Annotated in this window: 19 protein-coding genes; 7 read left to right on the top strand and 12 right to left on the bottom strand. The window is 66.4% G+C overall.

The genetic code is table 11. The features are described from left to right. The first annotated feature begins 44 nt into the window (after positions 1-44). Positions 45-539 carry a GntR family transcriptional regulator gene (locus tag ASF63_RS15580; protein WP_056516074.1) on the top strand — a complete coding sequence of 165 codons (495 nt, stop codon included), beginning with the start codon at positions 45-47 and terminating at the stop codon, positions 537-539. A 758-nt stretch (positions 540-1,297) separates the two neighbouring features. On the opposite strand, the gene ASF63_RS15575 is transcribed toward ASF63_RS15580, so the two are convergent. From ASF63_RS15575 to ASF63_RS15540, 7 genes are all read right to left on the bottom strand, one after another. Then, positions 1,298-1,756 carry a hypothetical protein gene (locus ASF63_RS15575; protein WP_157534398.1) on the bottom strand — a complete coding sequence of 153 codons (459 nt, stop codon included), beginning with the start codon at positions 1,754-1,756 and terminating at the stop codon, positions 1,298-1,300. 150 nt (positions 1,757-1,906) lie between these two features. Continuing rightward, on the bottom strand, positions 1,907-2,503 hold the full coding sequence (locus ASF63_RS15570; protein ID WP_056516340.1) for an RNA polymerase sigma factor: 597 nt from the start codon (positions 2,501-2,503) through the stop codon (positions 1,907-1,909). Positions 2,504-2,879: 376 nt separating this feature from the next. Beyond that, a complete protein-coding gene (locus tag ASF63_RS15565; RefSeq protein ID WP_056516070.1) occupies positions 2,880-3,305 on the bottom strand; it encodes a DUF1761 domain-containing protein in 426 nt (141 codons plus the stop codon). 777 nt (positions 3,306-4,082) lie between these two features. After that, entirely contained in the window at positions 4,083-4,970 is an 888-nt protein-coding gene (locus tag ASF63_RS15560) for a hypothetical protein (protein WP_056516067.1), read from the bottom strand. A gap of 1,955 nt (positions 4,971-6,925) precedes the next feature. Further along, positions 6,926-13,435, bottom strand: coding sequence for a DUF6531 domain-containing protein (locus tag ASF63_RS15550; protein ID WP_056516059.1), 6,510 nt, complete (start codon positions 13,433-13,435; stop codon positions 6,926-6,928). Further along, the gene (locus ASF63_RS19500; protein WP_235560820.1) at positions 13,435-14,073 is read right to left on the bottom strand and encodes a hypothetical protein; all 639 of its coding nucleotides are present in this window, start codon (positions 14,071-14,073) and stop codon (positions 13,435-13,437) included. Before ASF63_RS19500 ends, ASF63_RS15550 begins: the two co-directional genes overlap by 1 nt. A 41-nt stretch (positions 14,074-14,114) precedes the next feature. Next, entirely contained in the window at positions 14,115-14,297 is a 183-nt protein-coding gene (locus ASF63_RS15540; RefSeq protein ID WP_056516056.1) for a hypothetical protein, read from the bottom strand. Positions 14,298-14,858: 561 nt separating this feature from the next. Here ASF63_RS15540 and ASF63_RS15535 point away from each other — a divergent pair. Further along, positions 14,859-15,380, top strand: coding sequence for a hypothetical protein (locus ASF63_RS15535; RefSeq protein ID WP_157534397.1), 522 nt, complete (start codon positions 14,859-14,861; stop codon positions 15,378-15,380). Between the two features lie 58 nt (positions 15,381-15,438). Here the strand turns inward: ASF63_RS15535 and ASF63_RS15530 are convergent, their stop codons facing one another. The 4 genes from ASF63_RS15530 to ASF63_RS15515 form a co-directional block, all read right to left on the bottom strand. Continuing rightward, positions 15,439-15,843, bottom strand: coding sequence for a PLDc N-terminal domain-containing protein (locus ASF63_RS15530; RefSeq protein WP_056516048.1), 405 nt, complete (start codon positions 15,841-15,843; stop codon positions 15,439-15,441). Between the two features lie 84 nt (positions 15,844-15,927). After that, positions 15,928-16,356, bottom strand: a complete 429-nt coding sequence (locus ASF63_RS15525) for a hypothetical protein (protein WP_056516045.1) — start codon at positions 16,354-16,356, stop codon at positions 15,928-15,930. Between the two features lie 117 nt (positions 16,357-16,473). Further along, positions 16,474-18,165: a SulP family inorganic anion transporter gene (locus ASF63_RS15520; RefSeq protein WP_056516334.1), complete on the bottom strand. Its 1,692-nt coding sequence runs from the start codon at positions 18,163-18,165 to the stop codon at positions 16,474-16,476. A gap of 17 nt (positions 18,166-18,182) precedes the next feature. Next, positions 18,183-19,787, bottom strand: coding sequence for a SulP family inorganic anion transporter (locus ASF63_RS15515; protein ID WP_056516042.1), 1,605 nt, complete (start codon positions 19,785-19,787; stop codon positions 18,183-18,185). A gap of 131 nt (positions 19,788-19,918) precedes the next feature. Here ASF63_RS15515 and ASF63_RS15510 point away from each other — a divergent pair, with 131 nt between their 5' ends. Next, positions 19,919-22,513 carry a LuxR C-terminal-related transcriptional regulator gene (locus ASF63_RS15510; RefSeq protein ID WP_056516039.1) on the top strand — a complete coding sequence of 865 codons (2,595 nt, stop codon included), beginning with the start codon at positions 19,919-19,921 and terminating at the stop codon, positions 22,511-22,513. A 3-nt stretch (positions 22,514-22,516) separates the two neighbouring features. Here ASF63_RS15510 and ASF63_RS15505 read toward each other — a convergent pair whose 3' ends face one another. Then, a complete protein-coding gene (locus ASF63_RS15505) occupies positions 22,517-23,623 on the bottom strand; it encodes an ATP-binding protein (protein ID WP_056516036.1) in 1,107 nt (368 codons plus the stop codon). Between the two features lie 321 nt (positions 23,624-23,944). Between ASF63_RS15505 and ASF63_RS15500 the strand changes: the two genes are divergently transcribed. The 4 genes from ASF63_RS15500 to ASF63_RS15485 are packed head-to-tail and all read left to right on the top strand — an operon-like array spanning position 23,945 to position 26,734. Beyond that, positions 23,945-24,409 carry a DUF6325 family protein gene (locus tag ASF63_RS15500; protein ID WP_056516033.1) on the top strand — a complete coding sequence of 155 codons (465 nt, stop codon included), beginning with the start codon at positions 23,945-23,947 and terminating at the stop codon, positions 24,407-24,409. A gap of 1 nt (position 24,410) precedes the next feature. Then, positions 24,411-24,710 (top strand): SHOCT domain-containing protein, encoded by a 300-nt coding sequence (locus ASF63_RS15495; protein ID WP_056516029.1) that lies wholly within the window; start codon positions 24,411-24,413, stop codon positions 24,708-24,710. Then, on the top strand, positions 24,703-26,070 hold the full coding sequence (locus tag ASF63_RS15490; protein WP_056516027.1) for a hypothetical protein: 1,368 nt from the start codon (positions 24,703-24,705) through the stop codon (positions 26,068-26,070). The genes ASF63_RS15495 and ASF63_RS15490 overlap by 8 nt, the downstream gene beginning before the upstream one ends. Before the next feature lies 1 nt (position 26,071). Then, entirely contained in the window at positions 26,072-26,734 is a 663-nt protein-coding gene (locus ASF63_RS15485; protein ID WP_056516024.1) for a GAP family protein, read from the top strand. Positions 26,735-26,751: the final 17 nt, after the last annotated feature.

Raw genomic sequence — 26,751 nt, 5'->3', positions numbered from 1 at the left:
ACAGGCTGTCCGCCTAGTCCCGCCGGTGCATCCAGGAAGCCAGCGTGGACGGAATCGCGCCGAAGGCCGAAGAACATTCCATGAACTTGTGCGTCCATGGACTCATGCTTGTTCCTTCCTCACCCCGGATGCTCGCACGACGGCTACTACGCGATGAGGCCGCGGATACCATCCGAGGCGCAATCCTCGACGGGACTCTCGGTCCGGGCGAGCTGCTCGACGACGCCATCTTGATGGACTGGCTGAGCGTGTCCCGCTCGCCTATCCGAGAGGCCCTGCTGCTGCTTCAACAGGAGAGCCTGATGGTGATCCATCCGCAGGCGGAAACCCGGGTGGCAACCGTCACGCACGCGGAGCTCGAGCAAAGCCTCCAAGCGGTGGGCGCGATCATGCGGACGGTTGCTCATGTCACGCTGAGGACGATTCCGCCCAACGACCGAGACGAGATCGCCAGCGCTGTCTCCGATGCGATGGCCGGGCCACAACCGAGGACCAGCAGGAGTACTACTTGCGGGTTACTGGCGCACCCGACGCTCTGATCCTCGCGTGCCCCACCCGGTTCTCGCAGCGATAGCCCGGTCAAGTGTCGCTCAGCTCACCTTCCGCCATCGTGCGCTCCACTCCTCCTGCGCCCCCGCGGGCACGACGAGTCCCGTTACTGGTCCGCGCTCCGCGACGCACTCGCGATTGGCGCCCCCCACGCGGCAACGTCAGCCCTCATTGCTCTCCACGAACAGCACACGCACGAACATCCGGGGGGCCGCGACCCACGCTAGGACAAGCACCCCGATTCGGGGTGCAGCGCGTCGCACACGCGCCGACTCACAGTCTCCCGGCAGCCCCCGACCGAGGGCGCCCTTATAGAACTGCGGTGAGAACCTTGGCAACAGCGGCCGCTGCCGAGCACTGGTTAGGACCGCGGTCGACGCGCACCCTCGGTTGCGTGATGTTCACCGCACGACCGCTTCCGACGACGCGGCCGTACCCGTTCGGAGGGGAGGGAGAGGCTCGGCGTCCGTGGGGGTCGCCGAGCCTCTCACCGATGAGACCTGGGGAATCTCGAGCGCGACACGTGGTCGCATATCTGACGGTACGGAACGATGGCAGGAGTCTCTACTCGGACGGGCGCTGTTCATCAATCGCGGATGAATTCGCTCAAGCGAGGCCCACCCCAGCGGCGACGGCGGCGCTGTCGACTTCGGTCACGGATGCCGAGTCGGGACCTGGGTCACTGACGCCTGCTGGGTCCTTTAGCGGCTGACGCACCCTGGTGCGCCCAGGCATCCTCACCCGAGACTCATTGCCCATACCCGGCGACCACGGCGCAGGACCCCTCAGTCGTCTGCCACGTGAACTCCACAGCGCTTGCCGTCACATCTCCGGATGCGGTGACCTGAACCGGCGTCCCCTCATCAAGAAGGCCCGCGGGGATGTGAATGACGGCGCTGGTGCCTTCGTACCAGGTCGTGATGCCCAGATCCCCCGGACTGCAGGAAGCGCTCTCAGCGTCGGCAGCGGCCCCGCCGACACCAGTCCACGATCCGGAGGCCGGGCCCTCGACCCCCGACACAGGATCCGTCACATACAGGACGCTCTCGGCTTCGACACCGGTGAACGTCACCGTCGCGTCGAGGCCATGAGCACTGAGTTCTGCTTCTAGCGCTTCTTCGGCGTCAAGAGAATTCAGGGTGATGAGGAGTCCGTCGTCTTTCGCGGTGACCGCGAAAGCAGGTGTCGGGGTGGTGAGCTGCGCCATCGCGAGGACCCCAGCCAACGCGAAGCCGCCGGCGACCCCCACGACAGACGCTCGCCGTCGCCGTCGCGCCGTGGATCGAGCGCCGGCAAACGTGTGAAGCCTCTCGAGTGCGGCAGTTTGGTACGTGTCTAGTGTGTTCATGGGTTTCTCCTATCGAGCGTGAGCGAGGGTGGCAGTCGGTTCCGCCACCGGCGGTGGTGCGGGTCGCAGGGATGTGCGCAGCTTCGTCTTCAGCCGGTGCAAGCGGACGCGCGCCGTCCCGTGCGCGAGCCCCAGTCCGACGGCGGCGTCGGCGATGGATAGCCCGTCAATAGACGTCAGCTCGAGAAGAGCCCGGTCTCGCTCGCTGAGCCGCTCAAGCTGTACGCGCAAATCTCGCGCTTCACGCTCCGCGTCGATCCGCGCCTCCAACCGCTCAATCGAATCGGACTCAAGAACCGAGAGATGGGCGCCTTCATGTTGAAGGCGCGTGCGTCGGGCGCTGCGACGATGATGCTCTGCCACGAGCCGGTAAGCGATGCCGAACAACCACACCCGCGGGTTCGTCGCGCGATCAGGGTCGAACTTGCGGCACGACGCGATGGCGGCCAAGAACACCTCCGAGGTCACGTCAGCCACACAGGCGGGATGCGTCAAACGTCGAGCGACGAACCCCTCCACCGCCGATACATGAGCGCGATACAGCGTCTCAAGCTGCTGCGGGTCGCGATCGATGCGGCGCACATCGACAACGTCTGCCTCGCTCACGGCGCGGTCACGTTCGATAGTCACAATTGGTATTCGTTTCTCCACCCCACGGTGTTACACCCGGGTTCCTGATGGCCGCTCCGACACCAACCACACCGGTCGCGGGTGCCGGACCCTGTCCCTCCACCGGGCGACACCACCGAAGAGCAGAGGCCGAACCATTGCGTACCGGCGCGATCAGGGGGATGCTGTGATGAAGCGGGTGTTGGGGCCTGCCTGTTCTGGGGAACTTGGCCTGGTGGGGATCGGGCCGAGGCTGGGTGTCTACCGTCGTCCCCTCCCCAGCAGACGGAGACACCCACGCCCGACACACCGACGTGCGGCGCGAGAGTGGTTCAGCGACCCACCCGCGAGCGGTCGCCCGCACGGACTACTTTCAGGCGGGAGGCCACACCCCGATGATGAAGCCCATCACCGCGATGGTAAAAAACTCGTTGAGGAGTGTGTAACCGGTGACTCGGAACCGGCGCGGATCGAACGCATCATGCACGAGCACCCGGGCGGCCGTCATCCCGACATACAGCACGAGCGATACACCCAGCGCCGTCACCAGAAAAGACCCCCCGTACACATCGAACGCCACCGCCGTCGCCACGGCCAGCACCAGCGCGGTCACCGCACTCCCCAGCAGCGGCACCGCATACACCCACCCGGCCGTCGACAGGGTGGACTCCTCCGCGTGGCCAATAGCGCGCATCCACCCCGTACCGAACACCCGCGGGTGATAGAACACGAACCCCACCAGCATGCTCGACGCGGTGGCCGCCACAACGGCCAGGACATTGATCTCCGGGAACTCCATCCCTGGATCATAAAGACGCCCCACACACCCACCCGACGCATCCTCGTCCTCGTTCGCTCACAGCTTCACCGGTCTGTGGGCGAGCACACCAGCCCGTCCACGTGCCATCGACCGCAGCATGGACCGCCATCACTGGCGGGCAAGGGGCGTGCCTCTAGTGCGAGCCCTGTTTCGACGGCAGAGAGACGTCTGAGGACCACGGTCTGCCGCCGATCCTCGAGTAGGAAGGAGGCCTGCGTGAACCACGAGAAACACACTGACGACAGCTTGGCACCACGGGAGCAGTGGATTCCGCCGACTCCGAACTCACCCAGATTGGTGGGCGAGTCCACCACGGGAGTCACGTTCCAGCGCCGTGCAGAGGCCGCTGACGCCGAACAATTCGGTCAATACACCGAGTGACGCCTTCATGTCGAAGAGTCGATGACCACGGTCCGCATCGTCCGGAACATCTGCACCGTGATCGGGCTCGCCGCAGCCGCCTACGTCGGTCTCATCTGCGGTATCGGCAGCGTTACCCTCAGCCAGTGGGGTGCCTCCTACAATTCAGCGACCGCGCCGACGTTCTGGATCGCGACCGCGGTCGCCGTCGCACTGCTCGGATCCGCAGTCGGCGGGCACGTGCTCCTCTACCTTCTCCGCCGGACACGTCGACGCCTCCTCCTCATCGGCACGAAAATGCCCGTGGAGCCCGCCCAGTCAGAGTTCCACTTGTTCCTTTGGCTCCCACGGCCTCCGTCTCCTGCACGAATCCGCAACGCACAGAGTCGTGTTCGCTCAGTGTTCAGTTCCGATGGTCTGCGGCTGCACGCCGACCTGACCGTACCAGTCGCGCACGGCCTGTCGCTGAGGTTCTGAGCAGGTCACGCCGTGGCCGATGCTGACCTCCCAGTATTCATGCGAGCTCGTCCAGACAACGTGATCGAGAGCCCAACCGGGCAGATAAGTCAGCGCGAAACAGTCCGCCATGACTTCCCAGTCGCCGCCGAAGGACGTCACTGCGACCTCGGACGCTTCGGGATTGGTGAACTGCAGCACATGAGCAAACTCGTGATACGCGATACCGGTACGGATCTCGTCGGTCATGAACGGCTGAGTGTTCTCGGCCGCATCAAAGTGGACCACAAGCGGGTCGTTTTCATACACGCAACCCAGGACTGATTCGCCGCCGTCGCACGACTCGTTGTCGAGAACCGAGCGCACGAACCCGCCACCGAGGCTGTCGATAACTGCTTCGTAGACGCTCCCGGATGCGTTCGACTGCATCTCGAGCTGCGCCACGGCCCAGGCCTGCTCCAGCTGTTGGGTCTCGAACTCGACCTGATCCGTGGCGGCCGCGAGCTCCGCCACGTCCCAGCGGAAAGTCCACGCGCGCTCGGCCAGGCGTTCGTACGTTTCCCACGGGACGACAGAAGCAGTGAGAACCGCATCGAACTTCTCCGTCGTCGTCATCAACGTGCCCATGGCCGCACCGAAAGACTCCTTCTCTTCGATGAGCTCGCGCTGCTGCTGGATCTTGTTGTCTTGCTCCAAGATCCGATCCTGCGCGGCAAGATACTGCAAGAACAGCCAGGCGCCCGCGGCAAGCAGAAGTACAAGCGCCGAGCTCAGAAGCCAGACCGCGACCTTCGCGCCGCCTGAGCGGCGCGAAGGCCGGGTGTCCAAGGAACCGGCGAGCGACGAGTCGGCCCGGCCAACGGTGCGGGCGCCGTCGAGTCCACCCGGCCGACCGGTGGTGGGGTAGATGGCGGACTGGCCTGTGGCTCGCTCGCCTGCTCGGGAGCTGTCGCTGCATCGCCGTAGCCAGGCACCGGGCAGTCGCCGAGAACACCCTTGGCAGGGCGGAATTGGTCTTCCATACGAGCCTTTCTCATATACTTCTCGGTCCTAGGATCCGTTACCTCGGCGGCCAGGGCGGCTTGGGTCCTCTCAGCGAAATCACCGTCGGGGTTCAATTCGAGAACCCCAGCGAGCAGTACCCCCGGCTCAGAAAGAACTGAGACACGCGCCTTGCCATATTGCCATTAATTCTCAGTGGCGCGTTCGCCTGCGAAGAGCATCAGACGCCAAACATAACGACCTGACATCACCCTGACGTCAGCTAGGCCCGTTCAGATATCACACTTCCTCGCGCAGCGTAGGCCCAGAACAGACGCTCAGTTGGACTCCGGTGTGGCTGATTTTCTCAAGCCATGAATGCGTAATTATCAGCCCCGCGTTGCCCCATCGCCGAACCAGTTCCAGTTCGACTGAGGCTCGCGCTCCGCGTAGCGCATCGCGTAGCGCTACCGCGACGAGCCTCTGGCGCTCACTAGCGTCGTTTGTCTCGACCGTCGAAATACATTGCCGTCAGATCAGACAAGAATTGCATCGAGAGATGATTCGTTGCGCACAAAACTCTCATCGATCCTGTCCGACGACGGAGCCTCAGCCTCGACCCACACGTCTCGAATCAGCGGGAGATGTGCACTTAGATCATGCGCAGACCAGTCAAACCCTATATCCACCCACTCCGGGTACAACCAGAAGACAAGGTCCGTAGCAACGTCGGGCACAACGCTAATCCGACGGAGCATGGATATAAATGGGGCGAGAGCGGCGCCCAATTGCACCTTCCGAACCCTAGTTTGCAGCTTCGGCCGGTATCGACGGATGCCGTTTCTTGATCGTGTACGCGAGGTTGGATCGATCTGGACGAAATGATGAGCGATGTCAACATCATCTCTACTCACGGCCGTGATCGCGCCTCGTATCGTGCTCATTTCGCCCACTCGATTAGCCCGTCGCCGCAGATAGAGGCGACGTGATGATTCGGCCGAGCACAACGAGAACTCGTTCAACCATAACCATCACTGTTGGCTTCCAATTTATACCAGGAGACACCGGGCCGGGTGTAACGGAGCGACCGATGCCATCATCGACATCTCCGATAACATCTCCATTCTCGCCACCAACGCGCACGTCGCCGGAGTTGACATCCACTTCAACGTCGGCAACGCCAAGCGCGCGAGCGAATTGGCCCACGCGACTCCTCCGCTTCCTATCCTGATCGTCATTGAGGCCGTCGTCGAATCCTGACCGCGTGAGGCTGCAACCCATGCCACCCTGAACGCAACCTCCCCTAGTCAGGTGGAGTGCTGTCCCTAGGATGTGGTTGGACCCAAATGTCTCGCGCGAAGTCCGTCGTCGACCACGGTGAACCCAACGTCCGAGAGCACTCATATTCGACTGCGTACTCCTTCCCCCACGGAGATCCCGGATATGAGCATCGATAAGACTCCCTATTCTGCGCCTCAGCAAGCAACGAAGGTTGAATAAGATAAATGGCGGGCTGAGGTTCCCGAATCGAAGCGGGGACGGGCACCTCATCGAGAGGTGGGAGGTTAGTATCAAGGTTCGCGGCCCACTCGAGTTCAAACCGAAGGCGCACGACGATCTTTGGTTCCTGAAGTCGAACCCGACTATTCACCACCGACAGCAAATGCAGCGCGCTCTCGATATACGCATTCTTCACAACGGGAACTCGGTAAAGCTCATACAGGTGCGCGGATCGATACGTAGCCGAGCGCGACGCTCGCAGGAGCGAGACTTGAGTCGACACCCACTCGGCGATAATTTGTTCATCCATTCGGTACTCTCCAGCCGTGAGCCACGAGCCATCTGACCTGATCCCGGGTCAGCGTTGTGAATCCATGCTTCCACGTCCCGTCGATGTTCAATGCGGCGCCGTTGCTGAAGTGAACATGTGGGATCTCTCCCTTCACACCACCGCCTCTGTCAACGCGGACGACCCCCCGGGGTCCCTGACCTCGTTGCACAGATTGCTGGATCTGATTGAGGGATGGGGCTCGCTGGGCCCCGCCACCTCCGGCCTCATTGAACATCAGCCCAGTGCCACCCGCGATGGCACCTGCACCTCCCACAACTGCCGCACCTCCCACAAGGGTGCCCACGGTCACGGTGCCTCCTGCAATGGCGACGGTGCTTCCGCCAGCGAGCGCCAACCCTCCGCCGCCGATGGCGATTGGGGCGGCGCAAATGCCTACGGTTGCGACGACGCACGCGAGACCCGCAGCGATGAGGAGCGCACCACCGACCGCGAATCCGATCCCCGCCCATTGCTGCGCGGTTAGCGGGCTGAGCGAGCCATTGGTCGATTGCGAGCCACAGACTTCGTACGAGAGGACACAGGGCGGGTGGCGGTCCGAGGTGAACGTCGCTGATGCGTCAGCTGGTGTGCGTTTCGGGCGCGGCGCTCGGATACTTGCTGGGGCCGTCTGTCGTGCGCTGGGCTTGTTCTTGCCGCTGATGACGTCGAGGAGCGTGCTCGAGTTGAGGTTCGCCAAGGCTGCGGCGCGGTTCGCGTTCGTGATCGGCTTCCTCGCCTTGCGCGCGGCGTATCCGAGGTAGTCGGAGTACCCGACGGGGTCGTTCTCGACATACGCAAACCGGTTCAGCGCCTGCGGGCGCACGAGCAGGCCCCGCCACTCATCCGGTTGCAGCCACGAGCCGGCTGCGGTGTCGTAGTCGCGGGCATAGTAGTGGTCCAGCCCGAGGGTCGGGTCGCCGGGTTGCTGGTCGTTACCAACCAAGGAGCCCCACCCGGTGGCCCCATAGTCCGGGGCTCCGAAGTCGGCGTAGTCGACGAGGTCGGTGATATGCCCGGACGCGTCCGCGGTCGCGGTGGCGTTGCGTTGATCCCCGAGCACCCACCCCGCGCCGTATGGGCCGCCCTGGAACACCACAGCACCCAGAGGATCCCTGAGCAGAGTCGTCGTCCCGTGCAGGTCGCTGTCTGTGGCGGCCGGGTCGAATCCGTCCCATGCGGTCGTCGTGGTGTCGGTTCCGTGTGGGGTCTGGTCCGTGATGGTGGTGCGGCGGTCGAGCCCGTCATATGTGTATGAAGTGGACCGGCCCTCCGCCTGGGTTCCCAGGAGTCGCCCGGCGGGGTCATGGGTGAACGTCGTCGACTGGCCGTTCACGGCCTGCGAGGACCGGTTCCCGGCGCCGTCGAAACCATACGTTGCGGTCCCGGAGTGGACACCGGTCGTCGTCGTGGTGGTCAGCTGTCCGGCGGCGTTGAACGTGGCGACGACCTCGGACTCCCCCGCGACGGTGCCGGAGCTGGTCCAGGTGGTGCGGTTGCCGGTCGGGTCGTACCCGTACTCGTTCACCTCCCCATCGGAGGACTCCGATGAGGCGAGCCGCCCCAGCCGGTCGTAACCATACGCGTGCGAGAGGACCTCCGGCTCCACAACCGTGGGCGCGGACACGTCCGGGGTCTCGACGGTCGCCTCACCCTCGGTCGCCTCACCCTCGGTCGCCTCGCCGTCGGTCGCCTCGCCGTCGGTCGGCGCCTCTTCGGGGGCACCGGGAGTCTCGGGTGCGGGGATCTCCGGCCCGGTGATCGTGCGGACGGTGTCGGTGACGCTACCCGCCGGGTCGTACGTGTAGTCGTACGTCAGGGACGCGCCCGCGGGGACCGGATTGTTCGGGTCGGGGAGGGTGCGCCGGCCGAGATAATCCCGCGTCTTCACGCACGGTTTCTGCCCGCCCGCGGCGGGGATGTCCCGGTCGGCGTAATAGTCGTCACCACGGCACTGTCCTGCGGTCATCTGCAACGGCACCACCGGGTCCGGGGCCACCATCGACGGTTCCGCCGGTGTCGGCGTCTCATGCAGCACCTGCGTCACTTGCCCGACGGCGTCGTACGCCATCGATGTGGTGACCTGGTTCGGGCGGGTGATGCCGACCAGGCGCCCGGCCTGATCCCAGGTGTAGCCGAGGTCGCCGTCCGGGGTGGACTGGGTGACCGGGTGTCCGGCGTCATCGAACGTGTACACGGTGGTCGTGCCGTCCGGGTAGGTAAGGGAGTCCCTGAGGCCCGCCGCGGTGTAGGTGGAGGTGAGGGTCTGGTCGTGGGTGTCGGTCTGCTCGAGCAGGCGTCCGGCCTCGTCGTAGATCCACCCGGTGGTCCCAGTGGGGTCGTCCATCACGAGGGGACGCTGCTCTCCGTCGTACGTGAACGATACGTCCCCGTCCGCCCGAGTGAGGGTCTTCACATCACCACGCTTGTCATACGCGTACGCAGCAACGATCCCTGCGGGGTTCGACACCCGGTGCACACGCCCCGCATTGTCGTACGACGTGGTCGTGGTGATGCCCGTCGGCCCAGTCTCCACGGTTGGGCGCCCCGCCGCGTCGTACGTGAAGGTGGTGACCGCGTCGAGCGGGTTCGTGATCGTCTCCAGGAGCCCGGTCGCGGTGTATGCGTACTCGGTTACCACGTTCGTATCCGCAGCGTCCGCTTCGCCCTGTGCGTACCCTTCGGTGACGCGGATGAGCTGTCCGGCCGGGTCGTACCCGAACCGGGTAGTCTCCCCGACCGGGTCGGTGGTGGCGGTCTGACGTCCCGCCTTGTCGTACGCGTACGTGGTCGTCGCACCGAGAGGGTCCGTGGCGGTCACGAGCCGGGCGGCCTTGTCGTAGGCGTACGTCGTCGACGCACCCACTGGGTCGGTGGTCGATGTCAGTCGCCCGGCGGCGTCGTAGGCGTAGTCGGTGCGGGCACCGCCCGGCGCGATGACCGCGGTCTGGAGACCGTTGCGGTTGTACTCGATACCGGTCGTGCGGCCGTCCGCGTCGGTGATGCTTGTGATGCGGCCAGCGGGGTCGTACTCGAACATGGTCACCGCACCGGTCTGATCGGTCTCGGTCAGCACTTGGCCTGCGGCGTCCACCTCGTAGAGGGTGGGGTTTCCGTTCCGGTCGATGACACCGACGAGGTACCCGTCTTCGTTGTAGAGGTACTCGGTGGCGAATCCGGCGGGGTCGGTGATCGTCGTCACGCGGTCCATCAGGTCGTACGTGTGGGTCGTCACTCCACCGGCGGTGTCCGTCTCGGAGGTCACCCGGCCCGCATCGTCGTACTCGAGGGTGGAGGAGACGCCGGTGGCGTCGGTGGTGGTCGTCGGACGTCCGAGCTCGTCGAGACTGAATGCGGTCGTGGCGTCCGACGGGTCGACGGATGCGGTCTGCACCCCCGTCGGGTCGTACTCCCTCGCCCACTCCCCACCGTTGGGATCGACGATCCCCACAGTCCGGTACGTGTCGTCGAGGAGGAACTGGGTTGTCCCGCCCTCCGCGTCGGTGGTCGCGGTGAGGTTGTCTTCGGTGTCGTAGGTGTACGACGTCGCCCCGCCCTCCGGGTCGGTGACCGTCACCAGGCGAGCCATCGTGTCCCACGCGTACCCGGTGACCGCACCGGTCGGATCGGTCGCCGCGGTGAGCTGCCCATTGGCATCATACACGTACGTCGTGACCCCGCCCTCGGCATCCGTCTGCGTGACGAGACGGTCGGCCGCATCCCACCCGAACCCGGTCACGCCCCCGGCTGGATCGGTGACGGACGTCAGCCGGTTACCGGCATCGTAGGCATACGTGGTGACGCGATCCAGGGGATCGGTTGAGACGACAAGGTTTCCGCGGGCGTCATACGCGTACGTGGTCGCCGACCCCGAGGGGAGCGTGCTCCGGGTGAGATCCCCGGCACTGTTGTACTCGAAACCGAGCGTCGTGCCATCGGCCTGCTTCACCTGGGTGATCAGCCCCTGGGCGTTGTAGACACGGGTCTCGACGCGGTCACCGTCCAGGTCGGTGACCGTCTCGACATCCCCGTCCGCCGTGTACGTGTACTCGGTGACCGCACCTGCCGGGTCGGTCTCGGCCAGCAGGTTACCGTCATCGTCGTACTCGTACGTCCACGTGCGGCCTGCTTCGTCGGTGTGCGCGGTGATGTTACCCACATCATCGAACGTCCATTCGGCGGTATCGCCAGCGGCGTTCGTAATGCCGGTGATGCGGAAAGCGTCGTCGTAAGCGAACGTCGATTCCGTGCCTTCGTTGTCGGTGTAGACGGTCTCACCATCGGTGTATACGAAGGTCCGGACGTTCTGCTCCGCGTCGAGCTGACGCACCACCCGGCCGGCGTTGTCGTACTCATTCACGAGATACGTCACCCCTGCCGCGTCGGTCGCGGTCAGCATCCGATGCTCGCCGTCGTAGGTGAACGTCGTCGTCGCACCGTCCGCACCCCGGAGAGACGTGAGATCACCGGCCGTGTTGTACGCGAGAGTCCACGTGCGCCCGTCGGGAAGCGTGAATCCGGTGATCCGTCCGACACCGTCGCTCGTCACCGTGACGGTCTGCCCCGCCGCGTCCGTGATGGAGGTCAATGGGGTGAACTGGTGCACGTTCCGATCCGCGGCCCCGTAGCTGAGGGTCGTGGCGTTGCCCTGCCGATCGATGTGACGGACGAGCTCGCCGATGCCCCACACGTCCGTGGCATCGAACACCCACGTCTCACCCTCGTCGCTGTCCAACTGCAACACCCCGGAACCGGCCTCGGTGAGCGTTAGCCCCAGACCGTCCTCCCCCACGTACCCACCGTCCCCGTCGGGCGCGAACACGAACGAGGCACCGTCGGCGCGGACCACCATGACCGAATCGTCGTCGAATCGCTGCGCCCGCGCACCGAGGTCGAATGACCATCCGGCACCGACGCGGGAGAGACGGCCGTCCTGCGCGTTGTACACGAGTGTCGCGTTCAGGGACTGCTCACCGAGACCGGTGAGATCGAACAACGGGAACGACTCGACCAGGTTTCCGGTGGAGAAGGACACGGGGTCTGCGCCGTACGTCTGGTAGTTGTGATCGCCGAGGTGTTTCCACCGGGCTAGTTCCGCCTGCGACGGCGGCGACGGCCACCCGCCGATGACGGGGTCGGTGCAGTCGAACCCGACACCTTCGAGGTACCCGCCGAGGCTCCGGAACGTGCCGTCGATGATGGACCCAAACCCGTTGTCGATCACGGGACGGTCGAAGTTGTGGTCGAGGAACAGGGTCTCGACGTGCGCGTAGGCGCCTGGGAGGCCCGCGTACTGCGAGAAAGGGAAGTTCGCGTTCGAGGGTTCAGCGTTCGCCGGCCGGCCCGTGTAGGTCGGCATGTGGGTGAGGAATGAGTCTCGCAACGCGTTGTCGGGCCCGGACCCGCGGGAGTACCCCATGGTGCCGCCCTCGGACGCCGTCCCCCACCCGTGGCCCTGCCAGGTCGCGAACCCGAACCCGACCGTCGCGACCGGGTTCGCGGCCGCCGCAACCCCGGCCCGTGTCGCCCGGGACACGAACTTCACCCCGGGAGGACGGGTGATGATCACCTGCGCGTTGCACTGCAGGGCAAGGTACCCCGCCAGCCCCTCGACGAGGGAATAGTTGTAGGGGAACTCTGTCGCCGGCGCCGGAGTCTCCACGACACCTTCGTCGTTGTCCGGGTCGAGGACGACCACCGGTCCCGGCGGAACCGGGAACGGCGTCCCGATGACGACGAACTGGGACAGGTGGTCCGACTCGCCCTTGACCGTGCCGGTCTCCGCGTCGAAGTACGACGGCAGTTCCGTCCACTCGTCATCGGGCGTGGAACGGGTGTAGATCCGCAACGTCGACTCCGAGACACCCGCATCTTTGACACGGTCCAGGTCCACGTCGAACTCGAGCGTGATCCCTGGGATGACGTCTTTCACCATCGGTCCGTGTTCCGGGTCCTCGTCGGGGACGTCGACAAGCTCGGCGGGGAACTGGGTGACCTTCTCCCCCGCTTCGTCGACCGCGACGATCTCCACCGGGTCTGTGATGACGACACCCGCGGTGTCCACGACGGCGCTACGTCTGGCCTGCGCGACGGCAGGCGCCTTCGTCAGGGTCAGGGACACCGGAGAGGCCAGGCCATGGCCGGAGAAGACGGCGTTCGCCCCCAGCGGCGTCGATGACACCTCAGCCGACTCCCCCGGGGTGAGTTCAGAGGACACGGACGCCACCGAGGAGGTCGCGGATGCGGCAGTGACACCGCCGGACGCAGGATCATCGCTCGCGACCGGCGCGGGGGTCGCCTCGGCTTCGGAGGTCGGTTCGGGGTTCCCGTCCTCGTCGAGACCCGCCGCCGCGTACACCCGTGCGAGGACCTCTGCGCGGGCGAGCTCCTGCATCTGCAGCGGTGTCAACGGGGCAGGCGCGACGGCTCCGAGTCCGAGCACAAGCGCGGTGACCGTCGACGCGGCCACAGACCGGAACCACATCACAGGCCCTCAGTGGTGCTGTCGACGAAGTCGTCGCCGGCGGCCGGAGTACGCGCCGCACGGCGCCTGTGTCCCCACAGCAATCCGCCCGTGGTCAGCAGCACCGCAGCGACGAGCACCAACAACCAGGCGATCTGGGCGCCGGTGATGGCCAGATCGTCGACGCGGACCACGCACGCCGCCAACTCCGCCGCATCGGAGACGCCGTTACCGTCGAAGTCCTCCGAACCGTCCGCGCAGGTGCGCGTCCCACAGATCACGAACTCGACCCAGTCGCCGATCCGGTCCCCGTCTGCGTCTTCCAACGAGTTCGAGCACGTGTCGGTATCGCACACGAGTCGCTCGGCGAAATCAGGGATCCCGTCCTTGTCACGGTCCGCTGTCACCTTCGCACAGGTGGTGGAATCACAGGACAGCACTTCCGTCCAATCGGGGATGCCGTCCGCGTCACGGTCCTCCGTCCCCACCGCGCACGTTGCCGACCCACACACTTCCCGCTCGACCACATCCGGGATGGTGTCGTCGTCGGAGTCCTTCACGTCAGCGGCGGCCGCCGCTGCTACAGGGATCGTCGCCGCGACTGGTGAGTCTGCGGCGGCGGGGGTTGCGGGGGCCAGGAGTGCGAGGGCGATGAGCACGGCCGTGGGCATCAGTCGACGAAAGCGAGAAGCGGTGCGCATCAGATGCTCCGGGTGGTGTCGGGGGTGGGCGAGTCGGTCAGGTCAGACAGGGAGAGCGACCGGGAAGCTCCAGGCGACGCGCGCACCATCAGGTCGAACGCGTCTCGCACCGAGTCGGGCGTCGTGGCGATCTCCTCGTAGTAGTGCGTGAACCCGCGAGCGTCCCGCACCACCATCGACACCCGGACCGTGTCCGGGAGGTCAGTAACGCCCTCACCGGTACGAAGTCCGGTCCGCATTGGTACGTCTTGAAGGCGGTCGACGGCACCACCGTCCGGTTCCAGGCGCGCACGGGACGACCCACCGGTTACACGTCGCACCCCACGGGGCGCCGTTCGCGATGTGCGGGCACGCAGAAATCCACCCACTCGCGCTCCTCCCTGCAAAGGTCCGGTCCTACCAGCAGGATGCTCCCGCGGCAGAGGAGACGTTAGTGACGCGCCCCCGTGATGACGGAGCCACTCCTCCAAGTGCAGTGCCGCCCCGACGCAATTAGGTACGGCCCGACCCCGAAACCCGTATCGGCGCGGAGCGTCCGTCGCCGCGCAGCGACGTCGCACTGCGACCCCATCGCCCGGGAGAAGCGCACGCACTCCAGTGGCACGTCGGAGTGCCTCTCGGCGCCGCAAACTCCGCCCTGCGGCGGCGGAGCGCCCGCACCGACGCGGGGTCAGCCCGACAACACCGGCGGTGGCCTGTCGGCGCTAGCCCACCACACACGCCGGGCGTTCTACACTGGCCCCATGGCTGAGCCGCAACGCACGCGTGACCGCGTCCTGAGGGTGCACCGGGCGCTGCGTCCCGGGTTCGGTACGGAGGCGGCAGTGTCCGGGACCATCATGGTCAGCGGACTCATCGCCGTGTCCGCCCCGAACGGAAAGCCGTCCGTCGCGGTGCTCGTCACCGTCGTCGTGACCGTGATCGTTTTTTGGGCGGCGCACCTGTACGCAGGAACCGTCGTGTTCATGGGCACCCATCGCACCATCGGGGTGCGCGGCGCGATCCGACGGGCACTGCCCTTGTCTTTCGGCGTGCTCGGATCGTCCGCGATCCCGACGCTGATCCTCCTCGCCGGAACAACCCGGCTGATCCCCGACGAGATCGCCAATGACGTCGCCCTGTGGTCGGGCACCATCGTCCTCGCGTTCCTCGGCTATGTCGCCTTCCTCCGCCGTGGAAGCACACGATTCGGGCGCTTAGCGGGGTCGTTGACGACGGCGTCATTCGGAATCGTCTTCGTCATCCTCAACGCCCTCTTGCATTGACCGACAACGCACGGATGGGGCCGCCGACCCCGCGTCGACGACCCCATCCGCAGCTTGTTCAGACGGTCGTGCTCTCCCCGCGCAGCGCCTGAGACTTCAGGACCGCGAACTCGTCCGCGGTAATCGTCCCGGCGTCCAGCAGACGCTGCGCCTTCACGATCTCATCCGCGGGACTGGATCCTGCGACGTCCCGGATGTACGCTTCCGTGGCCTCTCGGGCTTCCCGGGCACTGTCGTTGACGCGCTCCGACATCGTGCCCCCTCGAGCGATGAGGTAGATCAGGGAAGTCAGCAACGGGACGAAGACAAGGAAGACGATCCACGCCGCCTTCGCCCACCCATTGAGCTTCCGATCCCGGAACAGGTCCGTGAGCACCATCAGCGCGGCGAACAACGTCGAGATGAACACGAACGCCCAGAACAGCAGGACGAGAACGTCCCACACAGATTCCCACAAGCTCATTGTCGAGCCCCTTCCCATGTCAGTGACGGGTTTTCCCGTCCCCGTTGTCAGCGCCGGAGGTCCCGGGCGCTGGATGTGTGTCAGCTACTCGCAGGACAGGTCGGCCAGGGCGGCGGTACGCGCGTCCTGGAATGACTTCGCCTCTTCGACCAGGCCATCCCGGGCATCAGAAATCTCGGTCTCATCATCGACATCGCCAAGCGCCTCCGTGAACGCCTCTCCCGCTTCCTGGACCGCGTCTGCCCGATCCGATGCGACCTCATCCAGGGCGGCATTGGCTATGTCGTAAGCGGTGACGACACGGTCCCGAATATCCCGCACCTCGCCCACCGTGCTCGCCTGCTGCAGATCCGCGGACGCCTCGTCGATGGTCATCTCCAACGTCTGCAATGCGGCGCACGCGGCAGTGACGTTCTCTTCCTGCGACGGTGCTGCCGGCGCGCACCCCGTCATACCCACCGTGGTGAGCACACCGACAACGATGGCCGCCGTGAAGACACGTGTCCGGTTCATCAGATTCCTTCCTGCGCGGCCGCGATCTGGCGGCAGCGACTCGCTTGCCACCACCCTGCCCGGACGCGCCCGCGGGGTGCACCGATGCGCGCGAGAATCATCCGCGACGGACGAGGGTCACCCCTGACCCGCCCGCCAGCGGTCAACCGCCACTCTCGCTTCCGACAGGGCCGCACCCACCCGGTCCCGGGCCGCGAACACGTGCCCTTCCCCGATCCGGCTCAGCGCACCGGTGGTGCGCAACTGCGACAAGACGCTGTCGCTGACGCCGGAGATGTAGAGGGCGGCACCCGCGGCGCGCAATCGCGCCGCGTACCCCTCCAATACCCGCAGAAAAGTGCTGCCGATCTCCTCCGTGCCCCGTAACCGAAGGATCACCGCCGTCCCCACCGCGCCGGAGGGCACGGCCGGCAGTTGCGCCTCCAACACCGGCGCTGCGGCGAAGAACAGACTCCCATAGGGCATCAGGATCACCGTCTCCCCCGCGGGCAACACCTGCGGCGGGTCCACCTCTCGAGGCAGCACCGAGGAATCGTCAAACACCCACCGGCGCACCACCACCCGGTTCGACTGCCGGATCACGTGCAACAACACCGCCACCCCCACCCCGGAGAGCGCCGCGTACTGCAACGGGATGAGCAGGGTGAGCACGAACGTGACCGCCAACACCGTCGCCTGTACCGGGCCGGTCCGCCATACCAGCAGCACGTCCTGGAGTTTGAAGGTCCTCACACCGATCAGGATCAGCAGGCCCGCCAGCGCGGGCATCGCCACGAAACCGATCACGGGTCCCAGCACCAGGATCGTCGCCGCCATCACCGCGGCGGCGACGAGGTTCGCGAGCGCTGAGGTGGCGCCGGCCGCGCGCACCAGCGCGGTGGCGGACATCGACCCGCCCACCGGCATCCCTTGGAACAGCCCGCTGGCGAGGTTCGCGACACCTTGGCCCCGGAAATCCGCGGACGCGTCCGCGTACTTCCCGTCCGGGTTCGGGATGGACCCGCTGATCGCCGCCCCCTGGACGAGCCCGACGAGAGTCAGTGAGCATGCCGGTACGATCAGCTCGAGGACCAGCGACAGGTCTGGGAGACTGACCCCCGGCAAGGCCCGCGGCACCTCCACCAGGTCGCCGATGAGGGCGACGGGGTGCACCCCGGGCACAAGAGCGAGAAGAGCAGCGAACCCGGACCCCAGGACGACGGCGGCGACCATCGCCAACGGCCCCAGGCGCGTCCGCTCCAACACGAGGACCAGAACGAGGGTGGCACCAGCCACCGCGACCGCCGGGATGTTCCATGACAGGATGTGCACGACCGCGTCCACCGCCCGGAGGACCCGGTTCTCACCCTCCGCTTCGCGGCCCGTGGCGTTGTCGATCTGCCCGAGGACGATGTTCACCGCCACCGCATTGACGAACCCCACCAGCACCGCGGTCGGAATGAAGCGCACCAGGGACCCGAACCTCAAGATCCCCAACACCAGCATCGCCACCCCGGTCAGGATCCCCAGGGTCGCAAGACCGGAGTCGGTGAGACCCCCGGGGAGCGACTGGTTCACATCCGCCACAACGACCGCCATCGCGCCCGTCGCTTGCACCGTCATGAACACCGACCCCGTCGCCAACGCCCCGCCGAGCGTGCCCAACAGGTAGGCGTGCACTCCGTGCAAGGGGTTCAATCCCGCGAGCAGCCCCGCGGCCAGTCCGTCCGGGACGCTCTCCACCCCGAGGACGACCCCCGCACGGACATCGCGTGCGACCGTTCTCCGGGTCCCGAATCGCGTGAGATACCGTGCGGTGCTTCGACGCACGGACGGCACGAATCGTTTCACCGGCCCACCCCTTCCCTAATTTCCGCCTCCAGCGTCGCCCGCGCCTCCCGGACACTGGGAAACGTGCGGGTCCCGTCCCCCAGCGAGAGCTGTGTGAACCGTGCGGCCAGATCGGGGGTGATGCCCGCCACGGCCACGCTCACCCGTGACCCAGCGAGGTCTTCGAACGTTCGAGACAACGCCCGCGCACCGGTCACGTCGACATCCGAGACGCTCTCCACGTCCCACACCACCGCGGACACCCCCACCGCCCGGCCGGCCGCGCGGATACGGTCCGCGACCGTCGCGGCATTGGCGAAAAACACCGGCCCCACGCTCCTGACCACCACGACCGGAACGGAAGCAGACACCTCGATGCGGGGCGCCGCCGCACGCCGCGCAAGGTTCACCAACGACAACACGAACGCGATGATCAGCCCGTGCAGCGGCCCACACACCAACACACTCACCAGGCACACCACGCTGATCCCGAACTCGTACCGGGAGATCCCGGCCAGCTCCCTCAATTCGCGGACCCCCACGAGTTTCCACACGGCCACGGCCACCACCGCACCGATCACCGGAGACGGCATCTGGGCAAGCACGTCCGTGCCCACCAGGAGCAGCAGGGTCGCGCCGACGGCAAGGACCACACTGGGCAGCTGCGTGCGCGATCCCGCCTCGTCCATCGCCGCAGTCCGCGACGTCGACGACCCCACCGCGAACGACATCGACACCCCTGCCGCCATGTTCGCAGCCCCGAACCCCAACACATCCCGGTTCGCATCAGTGCGATACCCGTGCGCGTCGCCGTACGAACGCGACAGGAGCACCCCTTCCGCCATCGTGATCAACGCCAACGCACACGCCGATGGCAGCAGCGACACCCACTGCCCGATCGACAGATCCGGAAATGCGAACGCCGGAGGGCCGGCCAGCACGTCACCGAGCACCGCCACACCCTGCTGATCCCACCCGAACCCGGCCGTGACCGCGGTGCCTGCGATCAGCACGACCAGCGCCGTCGGAACGCGCGGGAAAAACCGTCGACCCACCACCAACACCAGCAACGCCGCACCGCTGAGCAGGAGGGACAACACCGACGCTGTCCGCACGTTCACGACCGTGTCCACCAAGTCCACGAAGAACCCGTGGCCGTCTCCACGCGGCAACCCCAACATCTTCCGCACTTGGCTGAGGAGAACCTCCAGCGCCAGCCCGCCCACAAAACCGACCAGGATCGGATGCGACAAGAACGATGCCAGAAAACCCCACCTCAGCACGGACGCGACCACCAGCAGCGCCCCGCACACCAGCGCCTGCCCCGCCGCCATCGACCCGACGTCATCTCCGCCGACACCCAACCCGGCCAGTGATGAAAACACCAGGGCGGCAGCGGCTGCATCGGGCGATACCACCACCTGACGCGACGACACCAACAGAACGTAGACGAGAGTGGGAACCACCAGCGCGTACAACCCGGCAGTCGCCGGCAACCCCGCGATCTGGGCGTACCCGATGTTCAGCGGCACCGAGATCGCCAGGAGCGTCACCCCCGCCAGCACCTCCCGCCCTATGGTGCGGAGCCTCACACCCCGCAGTGGACGCAACGCATCTCGCATCCGCACCTCGTTCAATCAACCAGTAGCACCCTGTGATCTCACTGTGCGCCCTCAACGGTGCGGCACGGAAGGAGCGCGAAACGAGATCATTGACACCTGATGACCGCACGCGAAGTGGTTATGATCATCACATGGATCTGATGCCGGGAGCATCGTGGGTGAGGTCACCCTGGTTCCTGACCTCCGCCCCCGAGGTGACATCGCACACCGTGGAACGCCCGCGGCTCTTGGACCGTTTGGAACGTGTCCTCGCTGACACCGGCGTGGCGATCCTTGCCGCACCGTCCGGGTATGGAAAGACCGTCCTCTTGACGTCGTACACCCACCTTCACCCGACCACCACAGCCTGGTTGACGGTGACCGCTCACGACCGCGACAACGAAGAGCTCCTACTGATGGGGGTTGTCTCCGCGCTCGACGCTCTCGCCGAGGACCCAGACCCCCACCCCCCAGTGCGGGCACTGCGCGTGACCGCTCCCCCCATGACAGCCCGGGACCTCATCGGCCGCATCGCCGCCATGGTCGCCGGCGCCCCCTCCCCGCTCACACTGATCATTGACGACGCCCACCTCGCCGGAGCGATCCTGGAAAGCGGCGTTGTGACCGTATTGCGACGTCTCACACAGGGACGGTTGATGTTTGCCGTCGCAGGATCCCCGGAAATCCTGCCCTGGTTCGCCCCCCGCCTCCCCACCCCGGACTCCGTGTTCACCGCCAACGACCTGGCAATGACGTCCGACGAGATCGTCGCGGACGCCGACCAGCGCGGCGAGCCCCTCACCGCCACCGAAGCCGACTCCCGTCACCACCTCACCCAAGGGTGGCCGATCGCGTTGCACCTGCAACAGTTCGACGGCCGGGGAGGGCAAGGTCCCACCGACTTCGGAAGGGAAGGGGTCCTGGTCACCTACATCGAGTCCACCGTCCTCGCCTCCCTCCCGCCCCGCATGCGCGAATTCATCCTCACCACGACCACCTGCACGCGGTTGACCAGCGCCCTCGCCCGCACCCTCTCCGGCGACGCAGACAGCGCGTCACTCCTGGAACAATGCGTCGCCTCAGGCCTGTTCCTCGAGCGGTTCCACGACGGGGACGGAACGGTCGTGTACCGCTGGCATGACGCGTTCGCGGACGCCTGCCGACGGATCGTGCTGCGCACGGACAGCGAACGCAGCCGCGCCCTGGAAGCGATCGCCGCCGACACTCTCGCCCACCGGTACCCCGTGGAAGCTCTTCGCCACTCCCTCCGCGCCGACGATCCGCAACGCACCCTCGCGCTGATCCGCTCCTCCTGGCTGCGTATCATCGTCGACCACGGCGCCCGCCCCCTGCACACCAGCTGCCTGGCACTACCGAAACCACTCGCCGAAGACGCAGAGATCCTGATGATTCGGGCATCGTGCGCGAACCTGCTCGGTGACCGGGATGCGGCGCGTGCACTCGCAGCCGCCGCACATGCCCACCCGCACGCCACCGGAGACACGTTCACAGACACCGACGCGTTTGCGCAGCTGTTCCTCACCGACGTCCAAGACGACCTGCAAGCCGCCGTCGACCGGGCCCAGAAGCTGGTCGAAGCCGCCACACCCGACCCTGACGTGCATGCCTACCGGCTGTTCCTTCTCGGATGGACACGACTACGGTTGCGCCGTCAACCCCTCGAAGCGATCCGGTTGCTACGCGCATCCTCCGAGGAAGCACGCCTCACCGACCGAACCATCCTCGCCCACCGCGCAGACCTGAATCTGCAATTCGCGCTCACCTTCAGCGGACAATTCACCGCAGCCGAACGCTCCGCGACCGCCTCCGCCGTCGCCGCCACGGACGCCGACGACTGGGATCACTACGACGGCGGCATCGGAATATTCACCCTCGGGTTCCGCGCCTACTGGCAAGGGAACCTCGCTGACGCCGAGAACCGGTTCCGGATCCTCGTCGACCTCGACGGCCACGAAGAGTCCTACACCGCCCTCGCACGGGTGTATCTCGCTTTCCTCGCAGCGCTGTCCGCGGATCAGCACCGCATGCGGGAAGCGAAAAACCTGCTCACTCGGATCGGACGCACCGAAATGCACGGCGTGCCCTGGCCGGTATATCGCGCCATCGCGCACGCGGAGCTATCCGCGGCAGCCGGCGACATGGAACGGGCGATGCATCTCGTCGACACCCTCAGCACGCAACACAACGTGCCCATCGTGCGCGCGTCGTGCGCGGACCTCGCCCGCCGAGCCGGCCAACTGGGGCTCGCCATGGAACTTCTCGCAGGCCTCACCGAACCCGAACGACGCGTCTCCTACGTGGCCGTGTCCGCGGAAACGACCGCAGCCCTAGTCGCGCACGAACGCGGGGACACCGCCCGCGCCCACGCCCGTCTCGAGCGGGCCCTCACTGCCGCCACCCACGAGAACATCGTCCGCCCGTTCCTCACGAAAGACCCTCGTATCCGGGAAATCCTCGCCGACCACGCCCGAGGAGGAACCGGACATCCGGAGTTCGTCGCCGCGCGCCTCGCCGAGTTGGAGCGGACACCCGCTGACGACCGTCGCGGCAACGTCCTCTCCGCGCGAGAACTACAAATCCTCGGATACCTGCGCAGTTCGATGACCGCCAGCGAAGTCGCCGCCGCCCTCTTCGTATCGGTGAACACCGTCCGCACCCACCAGCGGGCAATCTACCGAAAGCTCGGTGTCACGAACCGCCGCGACGCACTGCGCGTGACCCTGTAGCCCTCACAGTCCATCCGCGGGCACAGGCACGGCGACGTCACCGCCCGCCTCATGAGTGAGCCGGTCGCCCATCTGCACCACGGTCGGCTGGGTGATGAATCCCCCGGCGAACACCGCCTGCCCCTGTCGGAAGGATTGCGACGACCGGATCTGGTCCTCGGGCACGAAACCGAACACATCCGCGAGCTCGGCAAGGTCGCGCGGAGAGTTCATCCTCATCACACCCAAGTTGTCACACTGGGAGAGCACATTCGGGTGAATCTTCGTGGGGCGTTGCGTGGACAGGAAAAGCCACAACCCGAACTTCCGCCCCTCCGCGGCGATCTGGATGACCCGCTCCGTCAACGCCCGCTCGACCGCGGTGACCGGGGCAGGAGGACAGATGTTGTGCGCCTCGTCGATGACGATCAGTACGGGCTTGCGGGACTCCCGCTGCGCCCACAGGTGCTCCAGCACGGCCAACGCGGCGACTTTCGGTTCCGCGGGATGTTCGAACCCTCCCAGATCCAGCACGGTCGCCCGCGGCCGCGCCTCCACCGTGTCGGTGACCGCCGCCTGGCCTCGTGCCCACAGCTCCCATTCCAAGACCTGCAGGTTCTCCATCCGGTTTGCCAATCGCGCCTGCGCCGGGTCCCCGCTGCCTCGCAACGCCCGCACCATCGCACCGGCATCGAACGTCGCCGCGTCCGCACCCGCGTCTACGTGCAGAAGCACGTTGAACTCCTCCGCGTCCGCTATCGGATCCATCTGCAGCACGGCGGCTTTCGCGGCCGTCGACAAGTTCACCCATCGCGCATGCAGACGGTCGTCGGCGCTCGCGCCGGCACCCGAGCGGAACACCCGCACCTCCAGGTTGCGCAACCGTTCACGGACGTCCGGCCCGACAGAGTCCCGCACCGTGTGCATCCGCACAAAATCCGCATTCGGGTCGAGGATCAGCAACGGCAACTCGGTACGCAACAGCAGCTGCTCCAGCACCACCCCCAACGCGTAGGTCTTGCCACTGCCGCTCTGCCCGCACCAGAACGTGTGCCGGTTGAAGCGCTCCGCGTCCAGACTGACCGGAATAGTCGGGTTGTGAACGTCAGAACCGATGGTCAATGCGCGCATGCTGCCTCCACGGGACAAAAGGACGGGCCTGTGCCATTGGATCGCGCCGCACCCTCATCGGCGCACATCCGACGGGCCTGTCCATCGGAAATCATCACCGACGGATGATGCACGTCATCCCGCCACGCCGGACAATCAACCCACGATCCACAGAAAGGGTCACACGATGCCCACCCTCGAACGCCTCCGCGCCGTCCGCGCCCCCGTTGTGGGGATTGTTCTGTGCCGCACGGGCGGCTGCGCTGCCGGCGCGACCGGCACGCTCCTCGTCGCGGTGAGCGTCCACCGGTCTCGATTGTTCCCTCAGGTCGAGGCACTCGCATGAGCATCGCCCGCACACACCACCTGAGCGATATCGGCCCCCTCGAACTGTTCATCGTCCGGTTCGAAGGCACCGCACCCGACCCGGACGTCATCGGCGCGCTCCACGACCTCGCCGATTACGGCACGGTGAGGCTCGTCGACCTGCTCATCGCCGTCCGTGACAGCAGCGGCCACGTCCATGTCAGCGAACTCGCGGACATCGACCCGAGACTTGCCGCCCGCACTCCCCTCATCGCCGACGGACTCATCGGCGACGACGACGCCCGCACCGCCGCGGCGGACATCCCTCCGGGAAGCGGTGTGGCGTTGGCGGCTTTGGAGATGCGGTGGGCAAGCGCGCTGTCGTCCGCGGTCGCCGCCGCGGGCGGCCGTGTGGTGCACGTCGCCCTCATCCCCGCGCCCACCGTTCACGAGCTCATCCAGGCCGGTCTCGCCACGACGACCACCCCCGAGGAGAACTGATATGCCCTTCCTCAGACGCGTAGGACGCCCCGGGTTGCTCGCCGCGGCGGCTCGCACCGCCATTGTCGCCGGGACCGCGACCGCCGTCAGCGGCGCCGTCGCCCACCGCCAGCAGCAGCGCCTGCATCCGCCCGCCGAGCCGGACCCCCAGCCTCCTGCGCCGCCGGTTTCGGTATCCCCCGCGCCGGGAACCGGCTCTGACCTCACCTCCCGGCTTCAGCAGCTCGGCACAATGCACCAACAGGGACTGCTCACTGCGGACGAGTTCGCACTCGCGAAGAATCAGCTGCTCCATGAGTGACTACGCCGACACTCTCACCGACGAATCCATCGGCGTCCTCCGCGCCCGCGTCTCCATGTTGGAGACCGAGAACGAACGACTGCGGACCGCGTTGACCCCGCCGGTCAGCCCGGCCCGACGCGGTGCCGGCTGGAGGGTCGCCTCCGCTGTCCTCGTGATCATCGGCCTGCTCGCCGGCCTCGCAGGTCTCGTCACCGCCTACGCGAGAACGCAACTCCTCACCACCGAGCAGTTCGTGGGGACCTTCGCTCCCCTCGCCGACGACCCCGCCATCCAGGACGTGCTCGTCGAGGCGTCGTTGACGGCCATCAATGACGCCGTCGACGTGCCCGGACTCACGACCGAACTCATCGACGGGATCCGCACCCTGGACCTGCCGCCACGCGCGGACTCCGCGCTGAACCTCTTGAAAGGACCCGCCGCACAAGGCGCCCAGTCCCTCATCGACTCCAGCGTGAACACCATCGTCCGCTCCGACGCTTTCGCCTCCACCTGGGAGAACGCACTGCAGGTCACACATACGCAACTGCTCGCCACCATGCGCGGTGAGGAGGACGCGGCACTCAGCATCACCGATGGCACACTCAGTGTGCAACTGGGCCCGGTGGTCGAGCAGGTCCGCACACGACTGCTGGACGCGGGTATCGGGCTCGCCGATGCCATCCCCACCATCGACCGGTCCATCCCCCTGCTTGAGAACACATCTCTCGATCAGATCCGCGGCGCGTACTATCTCATCGACATCGCCGGCGCATGGTTGCCGTGGGTGTCGTTGGTTCTGCTCACCGCAGGCGTCATGTGTGCCAGGCGCCGACGACGGGCTGTGGCCGTCACCGCGGCGATGACCGCCGTGACCATGCTGATTCTCACCGTAGGACTCGCCCTCGCGCGCACCATCGTCACTGTCTCCGTGTCCGGCGCGAAGACAGCCATGACGCCTGACGCGGCGCAGAGTCTGTTCGACGCGGCCACCGAGAACCTGTCCTCGATGATCGTCGCGCTCACCACTCTCGCCATCACCGTGTTCCTCGTCGCGTGGCTCAGCGGGCCGGCGTCCCTGCCCACGAAGCTGCGGGCTACGGTCACCGCCGCAGGGGTTCAGACGCGCGAACGACTGGAGGCCCGCGGCCTACACGCAGGCCGGGTCGGAGCGTGGGTGAGCGCACACACGACCGTCATTGTCGCCCTTATCGCCGTCGCCGGAGCGGCGGTCATACTCCTCACCAGGCCGTTGTCCCCGGCCGTGATCATCTGGACTGTGGTCGGGGCGGCAGTCATCGCTGTCAGCATCACGTTCGTGCCCCGCCCACCTGTGGCGGTTCCCTCGGACGTGTTCGGGACGGAGGACGCCGCTGAATGACGTGTTGGGGACTGTGCTCCCCCACGCAGCCGCCATCGCCGCAAGCCCCCTGCCGGTAGTCGCCGTGATCCTCATCCTGATGTCTCCTCGTGCCCGGACGCGAGGACTGGTGTTCCTCGCGGGGTGGTTTCTCGGGGTTGTCGTGGCGACCGGATTCTTTGCGTGGCTCCGCGAGGTGCTGCCGTCCACGGACTCCACCCCAGCCGGCACCATCATCCGTGTCATGCAGATCCTTGTCGGGGTGGGGCTCCTGTGGCTCGGGTGGCGTCAATGGCGCACCCGCCCCGCCCCCGGGGCCACACCGACAACGCCCCCATGGATGAATAGGGTGGACACCCTCCCCGCGGTGACGACGGGAGCGCTCGCGTTCGCGCTGTCCGCCGTGACTCCGAAGAACCTGCTCGTCGCCGCATCAGCGGGCACGGAACTCGGCACCCTCGACGCAGCCTCCCCCGAGTTGTGGGTGGCCGTAGCTCTGTTCGCGATGCTCGCCTCTGTCACCGTCCTTATTCCCGTCCTGCTCGTCATCGTGGCCCCCTCTCCCTCCCGGCGTGCACTCACGCGCATCCGAGACTGGTTGACGGCCAACAGTGCCGTGATCATGACCGCCCTGTTTTTGCTTGTCGGAGCCCACATCATCATCACGGGGATCTCGGCGCTCTGACAGCAGGCACACTGGAC

Source organism: Microbacterium sp. Leaf320, assembly GCF_001423485.1.
Classification (GTDB): domain Bacteria; phylum Actinomycetota; class Actinomycetes; order Actinomycetales; family Microbacteriaceae; genus Microbacterium.
This window is presented reverse-complemented; position numbering and strand designations above follow the sequence as displayed.

What these genes read in the sequence shown, in the direction of transcription:
- ASF63_RS15495 (WP_056516029.1), top strand. Translation starts at nt 24,411, where the DNA reads ATGCCCTTCCTCAGACGCGTAGGACGCCCCGGGTTGCTCGCCGCGGCG.
- ASF63_RS15530 (WP_056516048.1), bottom strand. Translation starts at nt 15,843, where the DNA reads ATGAGCTTGTGGGAATCTGTGTGGGACGTTCTCGTCCTGCTGTTCTGG.
- ASF63_RS15500 (WP_056516033.1), top strand. Translation starts at nt 23,945, where the DNA reads ATGAGCATCGCCCGCACACACCACCTGAGCGATATCGGCCCCCTCGAA.
- ASF63_RS15535 (WP_157534397.1), top strand. Translation starts at nt 14,859, where the DNA reads ATGGCTGAGCCGCAACGCACGCGTGACCGCGTCCTGAGGGTGCACCGG.
- ASF63_RS15490 (WP_056516027.1), top strand. Translation starts at nt 24,703, where the DNA reads ATGAGTGACTACGCCGACACTCTCACCGACGAATCCATCGGCGTCCTC.
- ASF63_RS15550 (WP_056516059.1), bottom strand. Translation starts at nt 13,435, where the DNA reads ATGTGGTTCCGGTCTGTGGCCGCGTCGACGGTCACCGCGCTTGTGCTC.
- ASF63_RS15505 (WP_056516036.1), bottom strand. Translation starts at nt 23,623, where the DNA reads ATGCGCGCATTGACCATCGGTTCTGACGTTCACAACCCGACTATTCCG.
- ASF63_RS15575 (WP_157534398.1), bottom strand. Translation starts at nt 1,756, where the DNA reads ATGGCGCAGCTCACCACCCCGACACCTGCTTTCGCGGTCACCGCGAAA.
- ASF63_RS15525 (WP_056516045.1), bottom strand. Translation starts at nt 16,356, where the DNA reads ATGAACCGGACACGTGTCTTCACGGCGGCCATCGTTGTCGGTGTGCTC.
- ASF63_RS15565 (WP_056516070.1), bottom strand. Translation starts at nt 3,305, where the DNA reads ATGGAGTTCCCGGAGATCAATGTCCTGGCCGTTGTGGCGGCCACCGCG.
- ASF63_RS15515 (WP_056516042.1), bottom strand. Translation starts at nt 19,787, where the DNA reads ATGCGAGATGCGTTGCGTCCACTGCGGGGTGTGAGGCTCCGCACCATA.
- ASF63_RS15510 (WP_056516039.1), top strand. Translation starts at nt 19,919, where the DNA reads ATGGATCTGATGCCGGGAGCATCGTGGGTGAGGTCACCCTGGTTCCTG.